At 72.7% G+C, this 20049-nt stretch carries 17 protein-coding genes; 10 read left to right on the top strand and 7 right to left on the bottom strand.

Going from position 1 to position 20049, the window contains the following annotated elements; genetic code table 11:
• Positions 1-6 precede the first annotated feature (6 nt).
• Entirely contained in the window at positions 7-624 is a 618-nt protein-coding gene (locus ACFV9D_RS26015; protein WP_385151068.1) for a response regulator, read from the top strand.
• Between the two features lie 111 nt (positions 625-735).
• Complete coding sequence (locus ACFV9D_RS26010) at positions 736-2184, top strand: peptidoglycan D,D-transpeptidase FtsI family protein (RefSeq protein ID WP_385150851.1); 1449 nt, start codon at positions 736-738, stop codon at positions 2182-2184.
• 13 nt (positions 2185-2197) lie between these two features.
• Here the strand turns inward: ACFV9D_RS26010 and ACFV9D_RS26005 are convergent, their stop codons facing one another.
• A complete protein-coding gene (locus tag ACFV9D_RS26005; protein ID WP_385150848.1) occupies positions 2198-2740 on the bottom strand; it encodes a GNAT family N-acetyltransferase in 543 nt (180 codons plus the stop codon).
• Positions 2741-2811: 71 nt separating this feature from the next.
• Here ACFV9D_RS26005 and ACFV9D_RS26000 point away from each other — a divergent pair, with 71 nt between their 5' ends.
• Entirely contained in the window at positions 2812-3201 is a 390-nt protein-coding gene (locus tag ACFV9D_RS26000; protein ID WP_385151065.1) for a hypothetical protein, read from the top strand.
• Positions 3198-5198, top strand: coding sequence for a hypothetical protein (locus tag ACFV9D_RS25995; RefSeq protein ID WP_385150845.1), 2001 nt, complete (start codon positions 3198-3200; stop codon positions 5196-5198). The genes ACFV9D_RS26000 and ACFV9D_RS25995 overlap by 4 nt, the downstream gene beginning before the upstream one ends.
• Here ACFV9D_RS25995 and ACFV9D_RS25990 read toward each other — a convergent pair.
• Positions 5191-6609 (bottom strand): NCS2 family permease, encoded by a 1419-nt coding sequence (locus ACFV9D_RS25990; protein WP_385150842.1) that lies wholly within the window; start codon positions 6607-6609, stop codon positions 5191-5193. The genes ACFV9D_RS25995 and ACFV9D_RS25990 overlap by 8 nt on opposite strands.
• A gap of 141 nt (positions 6610-6750) precedes the next feature.
• Between ACFV9D_RS25990 and ACFV9D_RS25985 the strand changes: the two genes are divergently transcribed.
• Positions 6751-7977 carry an MFS transporter gene (locus ACFV9D_RS25985; protein WP_385150839.1) on the top strand — a complete coding sequence of 409 codons (1227 nt, stop codon included), beginning with the start codon at positions 6751-6753 and terminating at the stop codon, positions 7975-7977.
• Between the two features lie 62 nt (positions 7978-8039).
• Here the strand turns inward: ACFV9D_RS25985 and ACFV9D_RS25980 are convergent, their stop codons facing one another.
• A complete protein-coding gene (locus ACFV9D_RS25980; RefSeq protein WP_385150836.1) occupies positions 8040-9170 on the bottom strand; it encodes a hypothetical protein in 1131 nt (376 codons plus the stop codon).
• Complete coding sequence (locus tag ACFV9D_RS25975) at positions 9167-10105, bottom strand: 5-dehydro-4-deoxyglucarate dehydratase (protein ID WP_385150833.1); 939 nt, start codon at positions 10103-10105, stop codon at positions 9167-9169. Before ACFV9D_RS25975 ends, ACFV9D_RS25980 begins: the two co-directional genes overlap by 4 nt.
• 224 nt (positions 10106-10329) lie before the next feature.
• On the opposite strand from ACFV9D_RS25975, the gene ACFV9D_RS25970 reads away from it, so the two are divergent.
• Positions 10330-11139 (top strand): NAD-dependent epimerase/dehydratase family protein, encoded by an 810-nt coding sequence (locus ACFV9D_RS25970; RefSeq protein WP_385150829.1) that lies wholly within the window; start codon positions 10330-10332, stop codon positions 11137-11139.
• Between the two features lie 174 nt (positions 11140-11313).
• Here ACFV9D_RS25970 and ACFV9D_RS25965 read toward each other — a convergent pair whose 3' ends face one another.
• Entirely contained in the window at positions 11314-12282 is a 969-nt protein-coding gene (locus ACFV9D_RS25965; protein WP_385150826.1) for an AraC family transcriptional regulator, read from the bottom strand.
• A gap of 70 nt (positions 12283-12352) precedes the next feature.
• Between ACFV9D_RS25965 and ACFV9D_RS25960 the strand changes: the two genes are divergently transcribed.
• A complete protein-coding gene (locus ACFV9D_RS25960) occupies positions 12353-12583 on the top strand; it encodes a hypothetical protein (protein ID WP_385150823.1) in 231 nt (76 codons plus the stop codon).
• Between the two features lie 45 nt (positions 12584-12628).
• Positions 12629-13855 (top strand): TerD family protein, encoded by a 1227-nt coding sequence (locus ACFV9D_RS25955; protein ID WP_385150820.1) that lies wholly within the window; start codon positions 12629-12631, stop codon positions 13853-13855.
• A gap of 54 nt (positions 13856-13909) precedes the next feature.
• Here the strand turns inward: ACFV9D_RS25955 and ACFV9D_RS25950 are convergent, their stop codons facing one another.
• Complete coding sequence (locus tag ACFV9D_RS25950) at positions 13910-15328, bottom strand: alkaline phosphatase PhoX (RefSeq protein WP_385150818.1); 1419 nt, start codon at positions 15326-15328, stop codon at positions 13910-13912.
• Between the two features lie 88 nt (positions 15329-15416).
• On the opposite strand from ACFV9D_RS25950, the gene ACFV9D_RS25945 reads away from it, so the two are divergent.
• Positions 15417-16184, top strand: coding sequence for an SDR family NAD(P)-dependent oxidoreductase (locus ACFV9D_RS25945; protein WP_385150815.1), 768 nt, complete (start codon positions 15417-15419; stop codon positions 16182-16184).
• Between the two features lie 367 nt (positions 16185-16551).
• Here ACFV9D_RS25945 and ACFV9D_RS25940 read toward each other — a convergent pair whose 3' ends face one another.
• The gene (locus tag ACFV9D_RS25940) at positions 16552-18003 is read right to left on the bottom strand and encodes a hypothetical protein (RefSeq protein WP_385150812.1); all 1452 of its coding nucleotides are present in this window, start codon (positions 18001-18003) and stop codon (positions 16552-16554) included.
• Positions 18004-18197: 194 nt separating this feature from the next.
• Here ACFV9D_RS25940 and ACFV9D_RS25935 point away from each other — a divergent pair, with 194 nt between their 5' ends.
• Complete coding sequence (locus ACFV9D_RS25935) at positions 18198-20045, top strand: endonuclease/exonuclease/phosphatase family protein (RefSeq protein ID WP_385150809.1); 1848 nt, start codon at positions 18198-18200, stop codon at positions 20043-20045.
• Positions 20046-20049: the final 4 nt, after the last annotated feature.

Here is a 20049-nt window from a genome sequence, read left to right as displayed (position 1 = left end):
GAGCGGATGGTGCGGACCGCCCTGCGGGTGATCCTCGACGCGGAGACCGACCTGGAGGTCGTGGGCGAGGCGTCGACGGGCGCCGAGGCCGTGTCGGTGGTGCGTGAGCGGCGGCCGGACGTGGTGCTGATGGACGTGCGGATGCCGGAGATCGACGGGATCCGGGCGACCGAGCAGATCCTGGCGGGGATGACGCAGCCGCCGCGGATCGTGGTGGTGACGACCTTCGAGAACGACGCGTACGTCTACGAGGCGCTGCGGGTGGGCGCGGCCGGGTTCCTGCTGAAGCGGGCGGCGGCCGAGGAGCTGGTGGACGCCGTCCGGCTGGTCGCGCGCAGCGACTCGCTGCTCTACCCGGCGGCGGTCCGGGGCCTCGCAGCCGAACACGCCCGCCGCCGTCCCCCGGCGGCGCCGCCCTGGGTGGCCCGGCTGACCGAGCGGGAGGCGGAGGTGCTGCGCCTGGTGGCGACGGGCCTGACGAACGCGGAGATCGCCGGCCGGATGGGCGTGGGCCCGGCGACGGTGAAGACCCACGTGGCGTCGGTCCTGGCGAAGACGGGGGCGCGGGACCGCACGCAGGCGGTGATCCTGGCGTACGAGTCGGGGTTCGTCAGCCCTCGGTGAGGTGGGCCCCGGTGAGGTGGGCCACAGCAGGCTGTCCGGGAGGTGAACGTTCCCTGAGAAACGGAACACACCCGGAACGCCACGCCCCCTCCCGCTCGTCCCGTATACGGGATGAACAAGACGATCAGGCGCGCCTCGGTCTTCTCGCTGCTCCTGGTGCTCGCCCTGCTGGGCCGGGCGACCTGGGTGCAGGCGTACGAAGCCAAGGCCCTCGCGGACGACAAGAAGAACCGGCGGAACGTCATGGCGCAGTACGCGCAGCCGCTCGGGAACATCATCGTGGCCGGCTCCCCGGTCACCGGTTCGAAGGAGACGCAGGGCAGCGATCTCGCGTACAAGCGCAGCTACACCGACGGCGAGCTCTACGCGGCCGTCACGGGCTACAGCTCGCAGGCCTACGGCGCGACGCAGCTGGAGGGCATCTACTCCGACGTCCTGGACGGCACCGACACGCGGCTGAAGAACCCGCTGGACGCCCTCACCGGCAAGCAGCAGGAGCCCGGTGACGTGGTCACGACGATCGATCCGGCGGTCCAGAAGGCGGCGTACGAGGCGCTCGGCGACAAGAAGGGCGCGGCCGTCGCCATCGACCCGAAGACCGGGCGGATCCTGGGGCTGGTCTCCACGCCCTCGTACGACCCCTCGAAGATCGCCGGCCTGACCGACGGCTCCGACTGGCAGGGGTTGACCACGGACAAGGACAAGCCGCTGGTCAACCGGGCGCTGCGGCAGCCGCTGCCCCCGGGCTCCACCTTCAAGCTGGTCGTCGCAGCGGCCGCGCTGGAGAACGGGCTCTACGGCTCCGTGGACACGGCGACGAACAGCCCCAATCCGTACAAGCTGCCCAATTCCACTCGGTACCTGGAGAACGAGAACCCCTCCGCGCCCTGCGAGAACGCCACGATCCGCACCGCGCTCCAGTACTCCTGCAACAACGTCTTCGCCAAGATCGCGGTCGATCTCGGCCAGGACAAGGTGAAGGCGATGGCGGAGAAGTTCGGCTTCAACGACGCCGAGCAGGACGTGCCCGTCCGCGCCTACGCGAGTGTGTATCCGTCCGACATGGACAAGGCGCAGACCGCGCTCACCGGCATCGGCCAGTTCGATGTGACGGCGACGCCGCTCCAGATGGCCATGGTGTCCGCGGCGATCGCCAACGACGGACTCATGGCGGCGCCCCACATGGTCTCGCAGGTCGTCGACTCCGACGGGGACGCCCTCGAGTCCTTCGAGGACGGGGACACCCGGCGGATCGTCTCCTCCTCGACCGCGGAGCAGCTGCGCAGTGCGATGGTGACCGTGGTCGACAAGGGCACGGGCTCCAACGCGGCGATCGCCGGCGCCGAGGTGGGCGGCAAGACCGGTACGGCACAGCACGGCGAGAACAACAGCAAGACGCCGTACGCCTGGTTCACGTCCTACGCCAAGGACGCGGACACCGGGAAGGAGGTCGCGGTCGCCGTCCTGATCGAGGACTCCGGCGCCGCGCGCTCGGAGGTCAGCGGCAACGGGCTGGCGGCGCCGGTGGCGCAGAAGATGATGAAGGCGGCGCTGAAGTGACGCCGCCTGCCCTTCAGCCCAGGGGCCTGGCCATGAAGAGGGCGGTCTCGCCCTCGGACTCGGTGCCGGTGTAGAGCGTGGTGTCCAGGCCACAGAGCCGGAACCCCATGCGCCGGTAGGCCCGTACCGCCGGGACGTTGACGCTGGTGACCTCCAGCCAGGCGGTACGGGCGCCGCGCTCGCGGCCGTGGGCCAGGGCGCGGCGCATCAGCTCGCCGCCGATGCCACGGCTGCGGTGGGCGGGGTCGACGGTGATCTGGTGGACGACGAGTCGCCGGTTCCACTCCTCGACGGCGACGGCGACGAAGCCGGCGACGGTCCCGTCGCCGTCGACGGCCACGATCTCGTGCAGGTCGCCGCCGGAGTCGTCCCCATCGCTCTCGTCGTCCGCGGGGAAGACCTTGACCAGCGGCGGGTCGACGGCGACGAGCCGCAGCCCGAACCCGACGTCCCCGGCGGCGACTGCGTAGACGTAGTCCGTGGTGAAGGAGTCGTCGAGCGCGGCGAGGGCCGATTGGTCGGCGGGCCCCGCGACACGGTATGCAAGGTCACTCATGAACCGAGCATAGTTTCGACCCCCTGCGGAGGACCGCCGTGCGACTGCCCCGTTCCCTGTCCGGCTGGACCATGGCCGTCTTCGGGCTGCTCGCCGCGGCGTTGGGGGTGGTGGGGCTGGTGGCACCCGACACCATGCTCACCGTCATGGGCTTCGAGCCCACATCGGAAGCGAGCCGCGCGGATGACGACCACACCCTCGTCTTCCTTACTGCGTCCTCGATGGCCGCGCTCAATATGGGCGTGTACTACGTCCTGGCCTCGCTCGCGGACTGGAAGCCGTTCTTCCGCTGGACGGTCCCGTTCCGTCTCCTCACCTGCGCCGTCTTCACCCTCGCCGTCGTGACGGGCCGGGCGCCGGCCGGATTCCTCGTAGTCGGTCTGTGGGAGGGGCTCGGCGCGGTGGTGACGGGGGCAGCGCTGCGGTACGAGAGCCGGGCCCGGAAGAGTGCGGTGGCATGAACGGCGACGCTCTCGCGGGGCTCGACGACATCGACTGGGCGGCCCTGCGGCACGCCTACGGGTCGGCCGAGGACGTGCCCGTGATGCTGCGGGACCTGTACCGTCCGGAGAAGGCGGCCCGGGCCTCCGACGACCTGCTGACCCATGTCCACCACCAGGGCGGCTGCGTAGAGACCGCGGCGGCACCTGCCCTGCCCTACGTGCTCCGGGCCGCGGCCGACCCGGCCGTGGCACCGGCAGTCCGTCAGGAACTCCTCGAGCTGGTCGGGTGCCTGGCCCACTCGGGGAACACTGCCGAGGCCCGTTTCGTCGACCCGGCCTGGCCCGCCGCCTGGGACCTGGCGGTGACGCGGCTCCTCCCCTGGCTCGACGCGCCGGAGGCGGCCATCCGCCGGGCCGTGGCGGACGCCTTGGCCGAGGCCCGTCACCGGGCCGACGAGGTGCTCACGGCGCTGCCGGCCCGGTGGGCCGTGGAGCCGGATCCGGAGACACGGCACCAACTCGTCGACTCCGTCGGCTCGTTGACGCCTCACGCCGACGAGGAGCGGGACGCGTCCCTCGCCTGGCTGCGCAGGCTGACGGACGGCGGCGAGCCGGCCGTCCGCCTCGCCGCCGTGAAGGCGCTGCACACGGCCCTGCGGGGGCAGGCCGACAGCGCGTACGCGCGGACCGTGTCCGAGGTCCTGCTGGGCAGCGATCCGGCCACCTGGCAGCCGGACGCCGCGCACGCCGCGTGGACCGTGGCGCGTACCGTCAGCCTGCTGAACGCCGACCCGGCGGAGCTGTTCGCCGCGATCCGGAACCTGCTGGCGCATCCGGACGCGGCCGTGCGGACAGGTGCGCTGAAAGCGGCAGCCGACGCGATGGGTCGGCGGCGCTCCGCCGTACCCGCGCTACTGCCGGCCGTCGCCCGTCTGCTGTCCGACCCCGAGCCCGGACACCGCCTCTTCGCCGCCCGCGTCCTCGGCATGTGCGGTCACGCGGCCCTCCCCTGGGCCGACGCGCTGGCGGCCATGGTAACGGACGAGGGAGAGCCGTACTTGCCCGCCCAGGACCACGCCGTCTGGGCGCTGTCCCGGCTCGGGGACGCACGGTGCGTACCCCCGCTCGTGGAGCGTCTCGCCGGCGAGCGGCTGGGGTTCGCGGACCACGAGACGCACGCCGACGGCTGGTGGACGTACGAGCTGAGTCTGGTCGAGACCGCGGGCGGTCTCGCCGCCCACGCCGATGTCCTGCTGCCGCCCCTGCGGTCCCGGCTCGCGGCCGCCTCGACCCTCGGCGAGCGCCGCGCGCTCTGCCGGCTCCTGGAGCGCTGGGGTCCCGCGGCGGCTCCCGCGATCCCCGAGTTGCTGCGCCTCCTGGACACCGACTGCGCCGTGTGGGCTCTGGACGCGCTCGCCGCGATCGGCCCCGTGGCCGCGGAGTCCGTGCCCCGGGAGCGGCTGCGGGCGCTGCTCCCACCCCCTTCCGAGGGCTGGTCGTTCGAGGGACCCGCCCTGGCGCTCGCGTACGGACGGCTCACGGGAGACCGGGAGCCGGCGCTCGCCCGGCTGCTCCCCAAGCTGGGCGAACCGTACGGCCGGGACAACGCCGCCACGCTGCTCGGGGAACTGGGGCCCGCGGGAGCGCCGTACGTCCCGCGGCTGCGCGAACTCCTCACCCGGCACAGGACGAACTGGCTGCCGCTGCGCGTCGGCACGGCGCTGTGGCGGATCACCGGCGAGACGAACGAGGTCGTCCCCGTTCTCGTCGGGGCGATCGAGCCCTTCGCCCGGGAGGGCGGGAAGGCCACCCGGGCGGTCACCGAGACGATCAGGCTGCTCGGCGAGATCGGCCCTCCCGCCGTCGAGGCCGCTCCCCTTCTGCGGCGGTATCTCGACGCCGACGAGCGGCCCGTCCCGCACGGCACCTGGCGCTCCGTCCCGGACGACGACGAGCTGTGCGACGCCGCGCGCACCGCACTGCTCGCCATCTCCGCTCCCGGCAGCGCTACTTGACGCCGAGCAACTGCTCGATCGGGTCGATCGCGAAGTAGACCGCGAACAGCGCGGCCGTCGCCCAGAGCAGCGCGTGCACCTCGCGCGCCTTGCCGAGGACCGCCTTGATCACGACGTAGGCGAGGAATCCGGCGCCGATGCCGTTGGTGATCGAGTACGTGAACGGCATGACGGCGATCGTCAGGAAGGCCGGGATGGCGATCTCGTAGCTCGTCCAGTCGATGTGCCGCACCTGGGCCATCAGCAGGAAGCCGACGGCGACCAGGGCGGGCGCGGCGGCCTGGGCGGGGACGACGGTGGCCAGCGGGGTGAGGAAGAGAGCCAGGGCGAACAGGCCGCCGGTGACGACCGAGGCGAAGCCGGTGCGGGCGCCCTCGCCGACGCCGGCCGCCGACTCGATGTAGGAGGTGTTCGAGGAGGCGGAGGCGGCGCCGCCCGCGACGGCGGCGGCGCCGTCGATGAGGAGGACCCGGCCGAGGTTCGGGACCTTGCCGTTCTCGTCGAGCAGGCCGGCCTCGCTGGAGACCCCGACGACCGTGCCCATGGTGTCGAAGAAGTCGCTGAGCAGCAGGGTGAAGACGAGCAGGACGAGGGTGACCACGCCGATCTGCTCGAAGGCGCCGAAGAGGCTGAAGGAGCCGACCAGCCCGAAGTCGGGCGCGGCGACGATGTCCTCGGGGACGGCCGGGACGGTGAGGCCCCAGGCGGCCGCCGGGATGTCGGCGATCTCGTTGATGACGATCGCGACGACGGTCATCGCGACGATGGAGAGGAGGATCGCGCCCTTCACCTTGCGCGCCATGAGCGCGACCGTGAGCAGGACGCCGAGACAGAAGACGAGGACCGGCCAGCCGGAGAGGTGGCCGCTCGCGCCGAGCTGGACGGGGACGGCGCCGGTCTCGCCGGGGATGCGGGTCACGAAGCCGGCGTCGACGAAGCCGATGAAGGCGATGAAGAGGCCGATGCCGACGCTGATGGCCTGCTTGAGCGGCTGCGGGATGGCGTGCATGACGGCTTCGCGGAGCCCGGTGACGACGAGGACGCAGATCAGGATGCCTTCGAGGACGACGAGCCCCATCGCGTCCGGCCAGCTCATGAGGGGTGCGAGCTGGAAGGCGACGACGGCGTTCAGTCCGAGTCCGGCGGCGAGGGCGAGCGGGAGCTTGCCGCCGACGCCCATGACCACGGTCATGACGGCGGCCACCAGGGCGGTGACGGTGGCCAGTTGGGCGCCGCTGAGCGTGTGGCCGAACTTGTCCTCCGCGCTGCCCAGGATGATCGGGTTGAGCACGAGGATGTAGGCCATGGTGAAGAACGTGGCGAGGCCGCCACGTATCTCCCGGCCGAAGGACGACCCCCTGGCGCTGATCGCGAAGTATCGGTCGAGCGGGTTGGTTCTGGTGTCGAACATGACTCTCCTCGGGACGGCTGGCTGGATTGTGCCCAGCGGCGGACCCTTTCAGGTGTCGTCGGTGTTACGGACCCGATCTCCACGCTCTCTAGGGCATCTGCCCGATCCGCACCGGCCGCCTCAGACGCCAGGCTGCCTCCCATGAGAGGAACAACAGCGGGTCTCTATCTGACCGGTGTACTGGTCTCGGGCTTCGGCACGACCGCGATGTGGCTGGCGTCGGGCATCTGGGTCAAGTCCCTGACCGGCTCGGACAGCCTGGCGGCCCTGACCGTGTTCGCCCTGTGGGCGCCGGCGCTCGTCGGTCCACTGCTCGGCACGGTCGCGGACCGGGTGCGGCGACGGCCGCTGATGGTGTGGTCGAACGTGGCGATGGCGGCGCTGCTGCCGACGCTGCTGTGGGTCGACACGGCGGACCGGGTGTGGCTGCTTTTCGCCGTGCTCGTGCTGTACGGGATCCAGGGCACCGTCCACGAGGCGGCGGAGGTCGCGCTGGCCGCGAGCGCGCTCGACAAGCGGCTGCTCGGGGACTTCAACGGGCTGCGGATGACGGTCAACGAGAGCGTGAAGCTCATCGCCCCGCTCGTCGCGGCCGGTCTCTTCGCGCGGTACGGCGGCGGTCCGGTGGCGCTGCTCGACGCGGCGACGTTCGCGCTCGCCGCGGGGGTGTTCGCGCTGCTGCGGGTACGGGAGGAGAAGCCGGTGCGTCCGGCGTCGGCGCACTGGCTCCGCGACACGGCGGAGGGCCTGCGGACGATCCGGGCCTCGCCGGCGCTGCGCCCGCTGATCCTGGCGGGCTCGTTCACGATGCTGCTCGCCGGGGTGAACGGGGCGGCGATCTACGCCGTCGTGGACCGGGGGCTCGGTCACTCCCCCGCGTACGCGGGGGTGCTGTACGCCGTCCAGGGTGCGGGCTCGGTCGTCGCGGGCCTGGTGGCAGGACCGATGCTGCGCCGTGTTCCCGAACGGCTGCTGTCCGCCGCGGGGCTGGCCCTGTTCGCCCTGGCGGCCGGCGCCCGCGCCGTTCCGCACGACGGGGTGGCGCTGGTGGCGAGCGCGCTGATCGGCCTGGGTCTGCCCTGTGTCCTGATCGCCGCGATGACCGCGGTCCAGCGGGAGGCACCGGAGAACGCCGTGGGCCGCGCGGCGGCGACGGCCCACACCCTGGTCTTCGTCCCGAACGCGATCGCCCTTGCGGCGGGCGCGGGCCTGGTCGCCCTCCTCGACATCCGTCTGCTACTGCCCCTCCTGACCGTCGCGGGCCTGGCGGGCGCGCTCGTCCTGGCGCTCCGGGGCGGATCCGGGCGGCCCGCCCGGACACCCGCCCCGGCCGAAGCGGCCGCCGCGGCCGGCACGGCCGACGCATGAGCCCGGACGTCCACTCCGCACGGGGGGCGTGGACGTCCGACGCACCGGTCCGGCGTCACCCCTCAGCCCAGGGCCCGCAGGCCCTCCCGTACCGCCGCGAGGTCGGCGTCCGATGCCAGGCCCGCGTGGTAGAGGCGGAGTTCGGTCGCGCCCGCCGCCGCCGCTCGCTCGGCGTCCTCGGCGAGCGTGGACGGGGAGCCGCCCATGCCCGTCACCACCGGGAAGTTGGCCGCGAGGACGGTGTCCGGGCCCGCGTGGGCCGCGAAGGGGGCCACGGTGCCGGCCGGGGTGACCACGCCGTCCGCCAGGGCGAGCACGTGCGCCGGGTCGGTGCCGACGTTCGCACCGCAGCGGTACGCGTGCGGGTCCGCGTGGAGCAGGACGCGGAAGCCGGGCGGGGCGGCCGCCCTGACCGCGGCCACCGCGGACTCCTGGAGCGCGCGGGCCGTCCTGACGCGCCAGGACAGGGCGGCGGACTCGAAGCCGTCGATCGGCCCGGCCGCGCCTCCGGCCCACACCGGCTCCAGCGCGCCCCGCACGGCCGCCGCCAGCGCGGCGGGGTCGACGCCCTCGTCCCCGTACCCCTCCCGGCAGGAGGGGCAGAAGCAGAGCGACATCAGGTACTGCTCCCGGTCCCCGAGCACGACCCCCGCGGTCTTGTCGTGGGCGTGCAGGTGCGCGAGGCCGTACCAGCCGCAGGACTCCAGCTCGGTGCCGGCCGCCCCGGGCCGTACCGCCGCCTCCACCGCGAGGTCCACCAGACAGGCACGGACGTCCGGTTGGGCGATGCACGGGGCCCAGGGGTAGCGGTCGCCGTAGGCGTTGACGACCGAGGTCCCCGGATGTTCGGCCCCCAGGCGGGAGTTGTGGGCGAGCACGACCCAGCTGTGCACCTCGAGGCCGGCGTCCGCGAGCGCGCCCGCCGCCTCCCCGTACGCGTCGCCGGGAGCCCACTCCCCCGCCTCGTACGGCCGCAGGGAGCGCCCCGACCAGCGGGCCCCGTCCGGCGGGTAGAGCACGGCGGCGTACTCGGCGGTGACGATCCGGTGCCCCGGATGCCGGGGCGTCAGGGCGCGCGTGGAGTGGTAGGCGGAGGCGAGCGTGACCTGTGCGACGCCGAGGTCGGCGAGGAGGCCCGGCGCCGCCGGGTCGCCGACGACGTCCCACGGGTAGAGATACGTCCCCGCCCTCACGCGTCGCCCTCCGGGGTCCCGAGGAGCGCCCGCCCGCGCTCGATGATCACGGCGAGTTCCTTCAGGTGCTCGGGCGCGGGCTCGCTCAGCGGCGGCCGCACCTCGCCGACGTCCAGACCGCCCATGCGTACCGCCGCCTTGACGAGGGAGACGGCGTAGCCGCGGCCCTTCGCCCGCAGTTCGACGAGGGGGCGGTAGAAGCCGTCGATGAGCCGTTCCGCGGTCGCGTCGTCGCCGGTGGCGAGGGCCCGGTGGAAGGCGAGGGCGATGTCGGGGGCGAAGCAGAAGACGGCGGAGGAGTAGAGCGTGACGCCGATGCCCCGGTAGGCGAGTCCGGTGAGTTCGGCGGTGGGCAGGCCGTTGAAGTACAGCAGGTCGAGGCCCTCGGCGCGGACGGCGCTGACGATCCGCTGCATCAGGTCGAGGTCGCCGAGACCGTCCTTGAGGCCGATGATCCCCTCGGCGCGGGCGAGCGCCACGGCGGTCTCGGGGGTGAGGATCGCGTTGTCGCGCTGGTAGACGATGACGTCGAGCGAGGTGGCGGCGGCGAGTTCGGTGTAGTGGCGCAGCAGCCCGGCCTGGTCGGCGACGACGAGGTACGGGGGCATGGCGAGGAGTCCGTCGGCGCCGGCTTCCTCGGCGAGCCGTGCGTACCGGATCGCGAGGGCGGTGCCGTAGCCGGCGCCGGCGAGGACGGGGACGCGGCCGGCGGACTCCTCCACGGCGGCGGCGACGCAGGCGCGGAACTCCTCGGGGGTGAGGGCGTGGAACTCGCCGGTGCCGCAGCAGGCGAAGACGGCGCCCGCGCCCGCCTCGATGCCGGTTCGGACGTGGGTGCGGAAGAGGTCGAGGTCGACGGTGCCGTCCGGTCCGAAGGCGGTGACGGGGAAGAACAGCAGGCCGTCGAGCCGGTCGGCGAGCGGGGCTGAGGTCACGGGCGCTCCCAGAGAAGTCCGTCGTGCACCGTCGTGCACAGTTCTGATTGTTGTCCATATTCTTGAACGACTTCACGCTAGAGCAGCCCCGAAGGGGCGGTCAAGGCGCAAACACCTCTCCACCGTTCGGTCTTGACGGTCCGTGTGCGCTCTTGACGCTCAGCGAGCCCCGTCCCTACCGTGTCCACGTTTGTGAATTCGATCCACGGACGGAGATCTCCTCCATGCCCACACCCCGCACCGTCCTGCTCACCGGCGCCGCCGGTGGCGTCGGCACGCTGATGCGCGAGCTGCTGCCCGCGTACGGGTACGAGCTCCGGCTGCTCGACCTGGCGCCCGTCGACGGCGCACCGGACGCGATCGTCGCCGACGTCACCGACCGCAAGGCGCTGCGCGAGGCCGTACGGGGAGTCGACGCGATCATCCATCTCGCGGGCATCTCCCTGGAGTCGACCTTCGAGAAGATCCTCGCGGCGAACATCACCGGCCTGCACCACCTCTACGAGGCCGCACGGGAGGAGGGGGTGGGCCGGATCCTCTTCGCCTCCAGCAACCACGCCGTCGGCTTCACCCCGCGCCCGCGCGGGGACGAGTCGGTGATCCCCGTCGACACCCCGCACCGGCCGGACACCTTCTACGGCCTCTCCAAGTGCTTCGGCGAGGATCTCGCCCAGTTCTACTGGGATCTGCACGGCCTCGAGACCGTCTCCGTGCGGATCGGATCGTGCTTCCCCGAGCCGACCTCGGTCCGGATGCTCTCGATGTGGCTGAGCCCCGCCGACTGCGCGCGGCTCTTCCACGCCGCTCTCACCGCCGAGAACGTGGGCCACACGGTGGTGTACGGATCGTCCGCCAACACCCGCCTGTGGTGGGACCTCTCCTCGGCCCGGGCCCTCGGCTACGAGCCGCAGGACGACTCGGAGCGGTTCGCGGAACGGATCATCGCCGAGCAGGGCATGCCGCCGGAGGGCGATCCGGCGAACGCGAACCTGGGCGGCCACTTCTGCACCGACCCGCCGCGCTGGCCGTACTAGACGCTCCGCCCCGGTCGTACGCAGGCCCCCGGCCGGACTTATGCGGGGGCGCCGGCCGGGGCCCGGGTCACTGCGTGCGTTGGCACACGCGACAGAGGGAACGTTACGGCGGCGGTGCGACGCACCGCGATCCGCTGAGCGCGGCGACTGTCCGCGGAACGCGGCGAGCCGCCGTCAGCGCTCCGAACGCAGGGTCTGCGAGGGCGTCTCGCCGAATCGCGTCCGGTACTGCGCCGCGAACCTCCCGTGATGGGCGAAGCCCCAGCGCCAGGCCACCTCGCTCACGCTCAGCTCACCCGGTCCACCGCTCCGCAGCTCCTCGTGGACCCGTTCGAGCCGGACCTCACGGACGTACGCCATGGGTGACATCCCCAGGTACTCCCGGAACGACTCCTGGAGCCGGCGCACCCCGACCCGGGCCAGGCCGGCGAGCTCAGTGGTGGTGAAGGGGTGCTCGGGGCGGTCCCGTACGGCGTCCATGGCGCGCTTGACGGGCGCGGGCCGCAGCGGCTCCTTCGGGTGGGCCAGCTCCTCGCGCCACGGGTGCTCGGCGGCCAGCAGCAGTCCGTTGAGCAGCGCCTCCTGAAGGGGCAGGGCGACGAGCTCGTGGTGGGCCAGGCTGTCCCCGGCGAGCGCCTCACGGGCCACCTGCCCGGCGAGGCGCGCCCAGCTCAGTCCGGGGCCGCGGGAGATGTCCAACCGCGGCTCGAAGGCGAGGGCGCCACGCGGCGGACGGCCGAGGAGCCGCTCGAGCCGGTCGTGCAGCGCGGCCGCGCCGATCTTCACGGAGACGGTCCGGCAGTCCCCGCTCCACCGGTCCAGGAAGGTGTCCCCCGAGGGGTCGAGCACCACGGCCTCGGTCGCCGTCGCCACCACCGGCGCGCGGCCGCCCTGGCGCATCTCCATCGTGCCGCTGAGCGGCGCGTTGACGTGGAACGCCCCGAGCTCGCCGAAGCGCATCCGCACGTCGGCCCCGCAGGCCAGATCGCCGATGACCAGTGCCCCCAGGTCGACGGTGTCGAACCGGGCGGCGAAGGGACGCTCCCGCCGCTCGATGACGTCCATGAAGTTGGCGTAGTACCGCGCGTCGATCTCCTGCCGCGCCTCGTCCACGTCCTGCGTACGAAAAGAGCTCCCACCCACGAGCGGCAAGGATACGAGCCGCTCGAATATTCGTATGACGCACCCGCCCCCGGGCGGCAGGATGACCGGCATGCCACAGCCCTTCGGATTCAGTTACGAGCAGCGCGCCGACGGCTCGGTCGTGATCACCCACCGAGGCCGCGCCGCGGGCACCCTGCGCGGGGGACGCGCGGAGAAGTTCCTGGCGGAGGTGGGGTCGGGGGACGCCCAGCTCGTCATGGCCCGGTGGACGGGCGCGTACAAGTTCGGCAACGAGCGCATGGCCCGGAACCACCCCCGTAACCAGAGTGGCCGAAGGTAGCGAAGGTAAGGGAACGGCAAAGCGGTCTCGCTCGTTACCCCTGGCATGACCGCTATGACCCCCGGCTCGAACATCCCTCTCTCCGCCGCGCGTGTGGCGGTGGACGTGGCCGCCCCGGTGCGGCTCGACGTCTCGGGCCTCCTGCTCAGCGCCGACGGCAAGGTGCGCTCGGACGACGACTTCATCTTCTACAACCAGCCGTCAGGCCCCGGTGTGACCTACCGCTCCGGCGGCGGCACGGCTCCCGACGCGATCCTGGTGGACACCGGCGCGGTGCCGCCCGGCATCGAGAAGATCGTCGTCACCGCGAGCCCCGACGCCGCGGGCCAGACCTTCCAGGGCGTCGAACCCACGGCGACGATCCGCAACGCCGACGACGGCAGCGTCCTCGCCACGTTCACCCCGCCGCAGCTCGGTACGGAGACGGCGCTGGTGGTCGTGGAGATCTATCTCCGCAACGGCGCCTGGAAGGCGCGTGCCGTCGGCCAGGGGTACGCCAACGGGCTGGCCGGCATCGCCACCGACTTCGGCGTCTCGGTGGACGAGGAGCCCGCCGCCGCGGCCGCTCCCCCGACCCCGGTCGCGCCGGCCGCCCCGGTCCCGCCTCCGGTGGCCGCTCCCGTGGACCCGCGGGTCGCCGCCTCGACGCCTCCCCCGCCGGCCGCTCCGCCCGCCGCCGCCCCGGTCTCCACCGGGAAGATCAACCTGGACAAGGGCCGGGTCAGCCTCCAGAAGAACCAGACCGTGTCCCTGGTCAAGGGCGGCCGCCCGCTGCTCTCCCAGGTCAAGATGGGCCTCGGCTGGGAGCCGGCGTACCGCGGCAAGGACATCGACCTCGACGCCTCGGTCATCGCGTACGGCCCGCAGCGCAACCACCTGGACAGCTGCTACTTCGGCAAGCTGTCCATCCTGAACGGCTCCATCAAGCACTCCGGTGACAACCTGACCGGTGAGGGCGCGGGCGACGACGAGGTCATCGTGGTCGACCTCGGCCGCCTCCCCGCCGACGCCACGGGCCTGGTCTTCACGGTCAACTCCTTCTCGGGCCAGAAGTTCACCGAGGTCGCCAAGGCGTACTGCCGGCTGATGGACGCGGCGACCGGCGAGGAGCTGGTCCGCTTCGACCTGACCACGGCCGAGCCCCAGACGGGCGTGATGATGGCCAAGCTCATCAAGCAGTTCTCCGGCGAGTGGGAGATGACGGCGATGGGCGAGTTCGTGAAGTCCCGCACGGTCCGGGGCATGGTGAAGCCGGCCGCCCAGGCCCTCTGATCCCCTGTACGGAAAGGGCCCGCCGGTCACCCGGCGGGCCCTGTTACGGGGAGGTCAGCGGCGGGGCTGGCGGCGCCACGGGCCCGTGATCGCGAGCATGATGCCCGGGTCCTGGATGTTGGCGTAGAGCGTGTCGCCGTCGGGTGAGAAGACGACGCCCGTGAACTCGCTGTCGTTCAGGTCGTTGCGGGCGATCGGGTAGGTGCGGCCGCGCTCGGTGGCGCCGAAGAGGTGCTGGATGCCCTCGCCGTCCTCGGCGATCACGAGGCCGCCGTAGGGGGAGACGGTGATGTTGTCCGGGCCGTCGTAGGCGCCGTCCTTGTCCGGGTCGGCGTTGACGCCGAGGAGGACCTGGAGGGTGAGGGTGCGGCGCTTGGGGTCGTAGAACCAGACCTGGCCGTCGTGCGGGGCGCCGGGGCTCTCCTCGCGGGCGTAGGAGGAGACGATGTAGGCGCCGCCGTCCGCCCACCACATGCCCTCCAGCTTGCGGGCGCGGGTGACCTCGTCCGGGCCGAACTGCTCGCGGACCTCGACCTCGCGGCCGTCGCGGTCGGGGACGTCCACCCAGTCGACGCCGTAGACCGTGCCGATCCGGGTGGCCCGGGAGAGGTCGTCGACGAACCGGCCGCCCGAGTCGATGCAGCGGGGCGCCTGGAGGACGCCGGCGTCGTCGGCGAGGGTGCGGAGCTTGCCGCGGCCGTGCTCGAAGCCCTTCGGCGGCACCCAACGGAAGAAGAGGCCGTTGGGCTCGGAGGCGTCCTCGGTGAGGTAGGCGTGACCGCGCTTGGGGTCGATCACGACCGCCTCGTGGTCGTAGCGGCCGAAGGCCTTGATGGGCTTGGGGTCGCGGTTGGCGCGGCGGTCGCGCGGGTCGACCTCGAAGACGTAGCCGTGGTCCTTGGTCATGCCGTTCTCGCCGGCGAGGTCGGAGTTCTCCTCGCAGGTGAGCCAGGTGCCCCAGGAGGTGCGGCCGCCGGCGCAGTTGGTGGAGGTGCCGGCGATGCCGACCCACTCGGCGACGGTGCCGTCGCGGTGCACCTCGACGACGGTGCAGCCGCCGGCCGCGGCGGGGTCGTAGACGAGGCCCTCGGTGAGCGGGACCGGGTGCTTCCACTTGGAGCGGGCGCCCTTGAGCTCGTGGTTGTTCACCAGGAGCGTGGTGCCGCGGGGGCCGGCGAAGGTTGCGGTGCCGTCGTGCTTCTGCGGGGTGAACTCGCCGGACTCCAGCGTGGTGACGCCGCTGTGGGTGATGACGCGGTACGAGAAGCCGGCCGGGAGCGCGAGGATCCCGGCGGGGTCCTCGACGAGGGGGCCGTAGCCGAGCTGGTGCCAGTGTCCGTGTCCGTGGCCCTCCCGGTCCTCGGAGGCCAGTGCCTCGGGTGCGGTGGCCAGCGCCCCGACGGCGCCGGTCAGGACGAGCCCGGCGCCGGTCGCGGCGGACTTCTTGGCGAACTCTCTGCGGTCGAGCGGCATGACGATTCGTCTCCCTGGGGTCACCCGGTGTCGGGGCACACGGTCCCGCCCACGTATAAACGGGAGTTGAACAGAGAGGCGGCCTTCCATGAACCTGCCCACCACCGGTCGGCGTGTCCTGGTCAGCGGGGCGTCCCGGGGCCTCGGTCGCGCCGTGGCCCAGGCGTTCGCCGCCAACGGCGACCGGGTCGCCGTCCACTACGGCTCCCGCGCCGACGAGGCCCGCGAGACCCTGGACTCCCTGGACGGCACCGGCCACGTCCTCACCGGCGGCGACCTCGCGGATCCGACGGGCGCGGCGGCGGTGGCGGACGCGGCGGCGGAGGCGCTCGGCGGGATCGACGTCCTGGTCAACAACGCGGCGGTCAACGAACGGCACCCGCTGCCGGAGACGCCGTACGAGGAGTGGGTGGCGATCTGGCAGCGGCACGTCGCCGTGAACCTCCTCGCCACGGCGAACCTCAGCCATCTGGCGGCCCGCCGCATGATCGACCAGGGCGGGGGCGGAAGGATCGTCAACATCGGCTCGCGGGGCGCGTTCCGGGGCGAGCCGGACCACCCGGCCTACGGTGCGACGAAGGCGGCCGTCCACGCGCTGGGCCAGTCCCTGGCGGTCTCCCTGGCGCCGTACGGCATCGGCGTGGCCTCCGTCGCCCCCGGCTTCTTCGCCACGGAGCGCGTGGCCCCCCGCCTCACGGGCCCGGAGGGCGACGCGATCCGCGCCCAGAGCCCGTTCCACCGCGTGGGGACCCCCGAGGAGATCGCGAAGGCGGTCCTCTGGCTCGCCTCCCCGGAGGCCGAATGGTCCTCGGGCACAATCCTCGACCTCAACGGCGCGTCGTACTTGCGTACGTGACACCTCGGGGGGCGAGCGCCCCGCCCGCCGCTGTCCACGGGCCGGCCACTGCCGTCCAGGGTCCAGCCACCGCCGTCCGGCGGCGGGGCTCCGGTGGCGTCGCGCCGGGGGCTGAGGCCACGGGCCGAGCCCTCCCTCAGCACCCGACAGCGACCGCAGCCGGGCGGCCGAGCCCGAGCCCGTCGGATCCTCGCGCCCCGAAGCAGGCGCGCCGACGCGGCCCGGGTGCACGCCCCCACACACCCGCGCCGCGAAGCGGGCGCGTCGGGGGCTCGGGGGCGGAGCCCCCGGTCCCGTCAGGGTTTCGGGAAGGGGTGGGGTGGGGGAATCACCCGGCGCGACGGACCCCGGGGCAGCGCCCCGACACTCACGCGCCCGCGCGCGACCTCGCCTTGAAGGCCGCCTTCCGGGCCTCCTTCGCCGCGCCCTTGTCGCGGTGGAGGCGGCCCATCGCCTCCAGGACCTCCGCCGTCGCCGGGTGCTCGACGCGCCACGCCGCGTCGAAGAAGCCGCTGTGCCGGCCCGTCAGGCCCTCGATCAGGTCCCGGAGCTCCTCCAGGTCGCCCTCCGCGTCCAGCTGCGCCGCGATCGTGTCGATCGCCAGCCAGAAGATCATCGACTCCGGCGGCGCCGGGATGTCCGCCGCGCCGCGCTCCGCCAGCCAGACCCGGGCGAGCCCGCCCAGTTCCGCGTCGTCCAGCACCTCGCGTACCGCAGGCTCCGCCGCCACGCCCACCAGCGAGAGCGCCTGCTGGCAGTGGAGGCGCCGCAGCGGCGAGCCGGCGTCGACGCCCCGCGCCGCGCCGAGCAGGTCGCGCGCGGCGGTCACCTCGTCCCGCCCGGCCAGCCAGCCCACGGTCTCGGCGCGCGCCGCGGCCTCGGGGTAGGACGCGAGCCCGTCGAGGAGCACCTCCGCGCCCTTGTCCGCCAGTTCACCGACCGCCGGCGCGTCCACGCCCGCCTCCAGCATCCGGGCCCGTACGCCGTAGAGCCCGAGCGGCGTCAGCTTGACCATCCCGTAGCGGGTGACGTCCTCGTCGTCGACCTCGTCGATCTGCGGGGCGGGCTCCTCGCCCTCCTCCGCCATCAGCGCCTCGTCGACGGGCTGGTACTCGACGAGCCCGATCGGTTCGAGCAGCCGGAACTGGTCGTCGAGGCGCATCATCGCCTCGGAGACCTGCTCCAGCACGTCGTCGGTCGGCTCCCCCATGTCGTCCGGGACGATCATCGACGCGGCGAGCGCCGGCAGCGGCACCGACCCCTCGCCCGGTCCGCCCTCGCCGACCGTCAGCAGGTACAGATTGCCGAGCACGCCCTCGAGGAACTCCGCCTCCTCCTCCGGGTTCCAGTCGAGGAGCTCGAAGTCGATCTCGCCGTCCTCGCCGATGACCTCGGCCAGGTCGTCGAGCACGGGCGCCGTGGCGTCGGCGAACACCACGTCGAGGCCGTCGAGCCAGATGCCGAGGATGTCGAGCGGCGCCCCGCCGGTGAGGACGGCGAGGTTCTCGCCCGTGGTGACCGTGCCCGAGGTGTCGTCGTCGCCGTCCTCGACGTCCACGAGTCCGGTGTCGACGGCCAGCCGCCACGCCTCGCTCGCGTACGCCGCGCCGTCCTCGTCGGCAGCGAGCCCCAACACCTCAGCCGCCGCGGGCAGTTGCTCGTCGACGAGCTCCCCGCCCGCACCGACCCGGGTCTCGGGGCCGGCCCAGCGGGCGAGTCGTGCCGCGCGGGCCAGGAGGGGGGCGGCCAGGGCGGCCCGCGCCAGCTCCGCGTCCGAGTGCAGCTGAACGGGGGGCAGGGTGGGGCGGTCCGGTGCCATCTGGGGTCTTCTCCTCGAAGGGCGCGTCGGGTCGAACGGCCTTCAGCGTAGACGCATTTCCCGGGTGGACCCCCGGTTCACGGAGCCGTCAGCCTTCGTACACCCGTCGACCCTTGACAAGTCCACCGCTCAGCCAAGAGATTGACGCGCGTAGATTCATCGACCGTTTCTCCAAGCGCTTCCGGAGTTCCCTGATGCCTTCCTCCATACCGAGATCTGCGGCCGTGGCCGCCGTCGTGTCGGCCGCCCTCGCGGCCGGACTCCTCGCGGGCTCGACCGCCTCGGCCGACACCTCGGCGGACACCGCCGCCGGCGTCCGTGTCCACGACATCCAGGGCACCACCCGTGTCTCGCCCCTCGTCGGGCAGCAGGTCACCGGCGTCACGGGCATCGTGACCGGTGTCCGGACGTACGGCTCGCGCGGATTCTGGATCCAGGACCCGCAGGCCGATGACAACCCGGCCACCAGCGAGGGTCTGTTCGTCTTCACGAGCTCCGTGCCGACCGTCGCCGTCGGCGACGCGGTCAGCGTGAACGGCACGGTCGGCGAGTACGTCCCCGGCGGCCTGAACTCCGGCAACCAGTCGCTGACGCAGATCTCCAAGCCGACCGTGACGGTGGTCTCGCAGGGCAACCCGGTCCCGGCCCCGGTGACCATCTCGGCCTGGTCCGTCCCCGACGCGTACGCCCCCGAGGGCGACCCGGCGGCCGCCGGGTCCATCAACGGGCTCACGCTGGACCCGGAGTCGTACGCCCTGGACTACTACGAGTCGCTGGAGGGCACCAACGTCCGCGTCGGCACCTCGCGCGTCGTGGGCGCCACCGACCCGTACAGCGAGCTGTGGGTCACGGTGAAGCCCTGGGAGAACCGCAACTGGCGCGGCGGCACGGTCTACGGCTCGTACACCTCGCAGAACACCGGCCGGCTCCAGATCCAGTCGCTGACCCCGATCGCCCAGCAGCCCTTCCCCAAGGCGAACGTCGGCGACGTGCTCTCCGGCACGACCGAGGGCCCGCTGGACTTCAACCAGTTCGGCGGCTACACGCTGACGGCGCGCACCCTGGGCACGGTCGTCGACCGCGGCCTGGAGCGGGAGACCACGGACAAGCAGCACAAGAACGAGCTGGCGGTCGCGACGTACAACGTCGAGAACCTCGACCCGTCCGACCCGCAGGAGAAGTTCGACGCGCTGGCCGCGGCCGTGGTGACGAACCTCGCCTCGCCCGACATCCTCGCCCTGGAGGAGATCCAGGACAACAACGGCGCCAAGAACGACGGCACGGTCGCGGCCGACCAGACGCTGAAGAAGTTCACCGACGCCATCGTGGCGGCGGGCGGCCCGGCGTACGAGTGGCGCTCGGTCGACCCGGTGAACAACAAGGACGGCGGCGAGCCCGGCGGCAACATCCGTCAGGTCTTCCTCTTCAACCCGGAGCGCGTCTCCTTCACCGACCGCGCGGGCGGCGACGCCGCCGCCGCGACGGGTGTGGTGCGCGGCGAGGACGGCGACCCGGCGCTGACGCTCTCCCCGGGCCGGATCGACCCGGCGAACACGGCGTGGGAGAACAGCCGCAAGCCTCTGGCGGGCGAGTTCACCTTCCGCGGCCGCACGGTCTTCGTGATCGCCAACCACTTCGGCTCCAAGGGCGGTGACGAGTCCCTGGTCTCGCACCACCAGCCGCCGAACCGTTCCTCCGAGGCCAAGCGCCTCCTCCAGGCGCAGGCCGTCAACGCCTTCGTCAAGGACGTCCTCGCGATCGAGAAGAACGCGGACGTCCTGGTCGTCGGTGACATCAACGACTTCGAGTTCTCGGAGACGACGACGGCACTGACGGACGGCGGGGCGCTGTACCCGGCCGTGAACTCGCTGCCGCGCAGCGAGCGCTACTCGTACGTCTTCCAGGGCAACAGCCAGGTTCTCGACCAGATCCTGACCAGCCCGGGGATCCGTCACTTCGAGTACGACAGCGTCCACATCAACGCGGAGTTCGCGGACCAGAACAGCGACCACGACCCGCAGGTGCTGCGCTTCCGCCCGTAGTGCC

Origin of the sequence: Streptomyces sp. NPDC059875 (assembly GCF_042731085.1) — a bacterium.
GTDB lineage: Bacteria > Actinomycetota > Actinomycetes > Streptomycetales > Streptomycetaceae > Streptomyces.
This window is presented reverse-complemented; position numbering and strand designations above follow the sequence as displayed.

Bases quoted from the DNA above. Each gene is read 5' to 3' on its own strand.
- ACFV9D_RS26015 (WP_385151068.1), top strand. From the start codon at position 7: ATGGTGCGGACCGCCCTGCGGGTGATCCTCGACGCGGAGACCGACCTG.
- ACFV9D_RS26010 (WP_385150851.1), top strand. From the start codon at position 736: ATGAACAAGACGATCAGGCGCGCCTCGGTCTTCTCGCTGCTCCTGGTG.
- ACFV9D_RS26005 (WP_385150848.1), bottom strand. From the start codon at position 2,740: ATGAGTGACCTTGCATACCGTGTCGCGGGGCCCGCCGACCAATCGGCC.
- ACFV9D_RS26000 (WP_385151065.1), top strand. From the start codon at position 2,812: ATGGCCGTCTTCGGGCTGCTCGCCGCGGCGTTGGGGGTGGTGGGGCTG.
- ACFV9D_RS25995 (WP_385150845.1), top strand. From the start codon at position 3,198: ATGAACGGCGACGCTCTCGCGGGGCTCGACGACATCGACTGGGCGGCC.
- ACFV9D_RS25990 (WP_385150842.1), bottom strand. From the start codon at position 6,609: ATGTTCGACACCAGAACCAACCCGCTCGACCGATACTTCGCGATCAGC.
- ACFV9D_RS25985 (WP_385150839.1), top strand. From the start codon at position 6,751: ATGAGAGGAACAACAGCGGGTCTCTATCTGACCGGTGTACTGGTCTCG.
- ACFV9D_RS25970 (WP_385150829.1), top strand. From the start codon at position 10,330: ATGCCCACACCCCGCACCGTCCTGCTCACCGGCGCCGCCGGTGGCGTC.
- ACFV9D_RS25960 (WP_385150823.1), top strand. From the start codon at position 12,353: ATGCCACAGCCCTTCGGATTCAGTTACGAGCAGCGCGCCGACGGCTCG.
- ACFV9D_RS25955 (WP_385150820.1), top strand. From the start codon at position 12,629: ATGACCGCTATGACCCCCGGCTCGAACATCCCTCTCTCCGCCGCGCGT.
- ACFV9D_RS25950 (WP_385150818.1), bottom strand. From the start codon at position 15,328: ATGCCGCTCGACCGCAGAGAGTTCGCCAAGAAGTCCGCCGCGACCGGC.
- ACFV9D_RS25945 (WP_385150815.1), top strand. From the start codon at position 15,417: ATGAACCTGCCCACCACCGGTCGGCGTGTCCTGGTCAGCGGGGCGTCC.
- ACFV9D_RS25940 (WP_385150812.1), bottom strand. From the start codon at position 18,003: ATGGCACCGGACCGCCCCACCCTGCCCCCCGTTCAGCTGCACTCGGAC.
- ACFV9D_RS25935 (WP_385150809.1), top strand. From the start codon at position 18,198: ATGCCTTCCTCCATACCGAGATCTGCGGCCGTGGCCGCCGTCGTGTCG.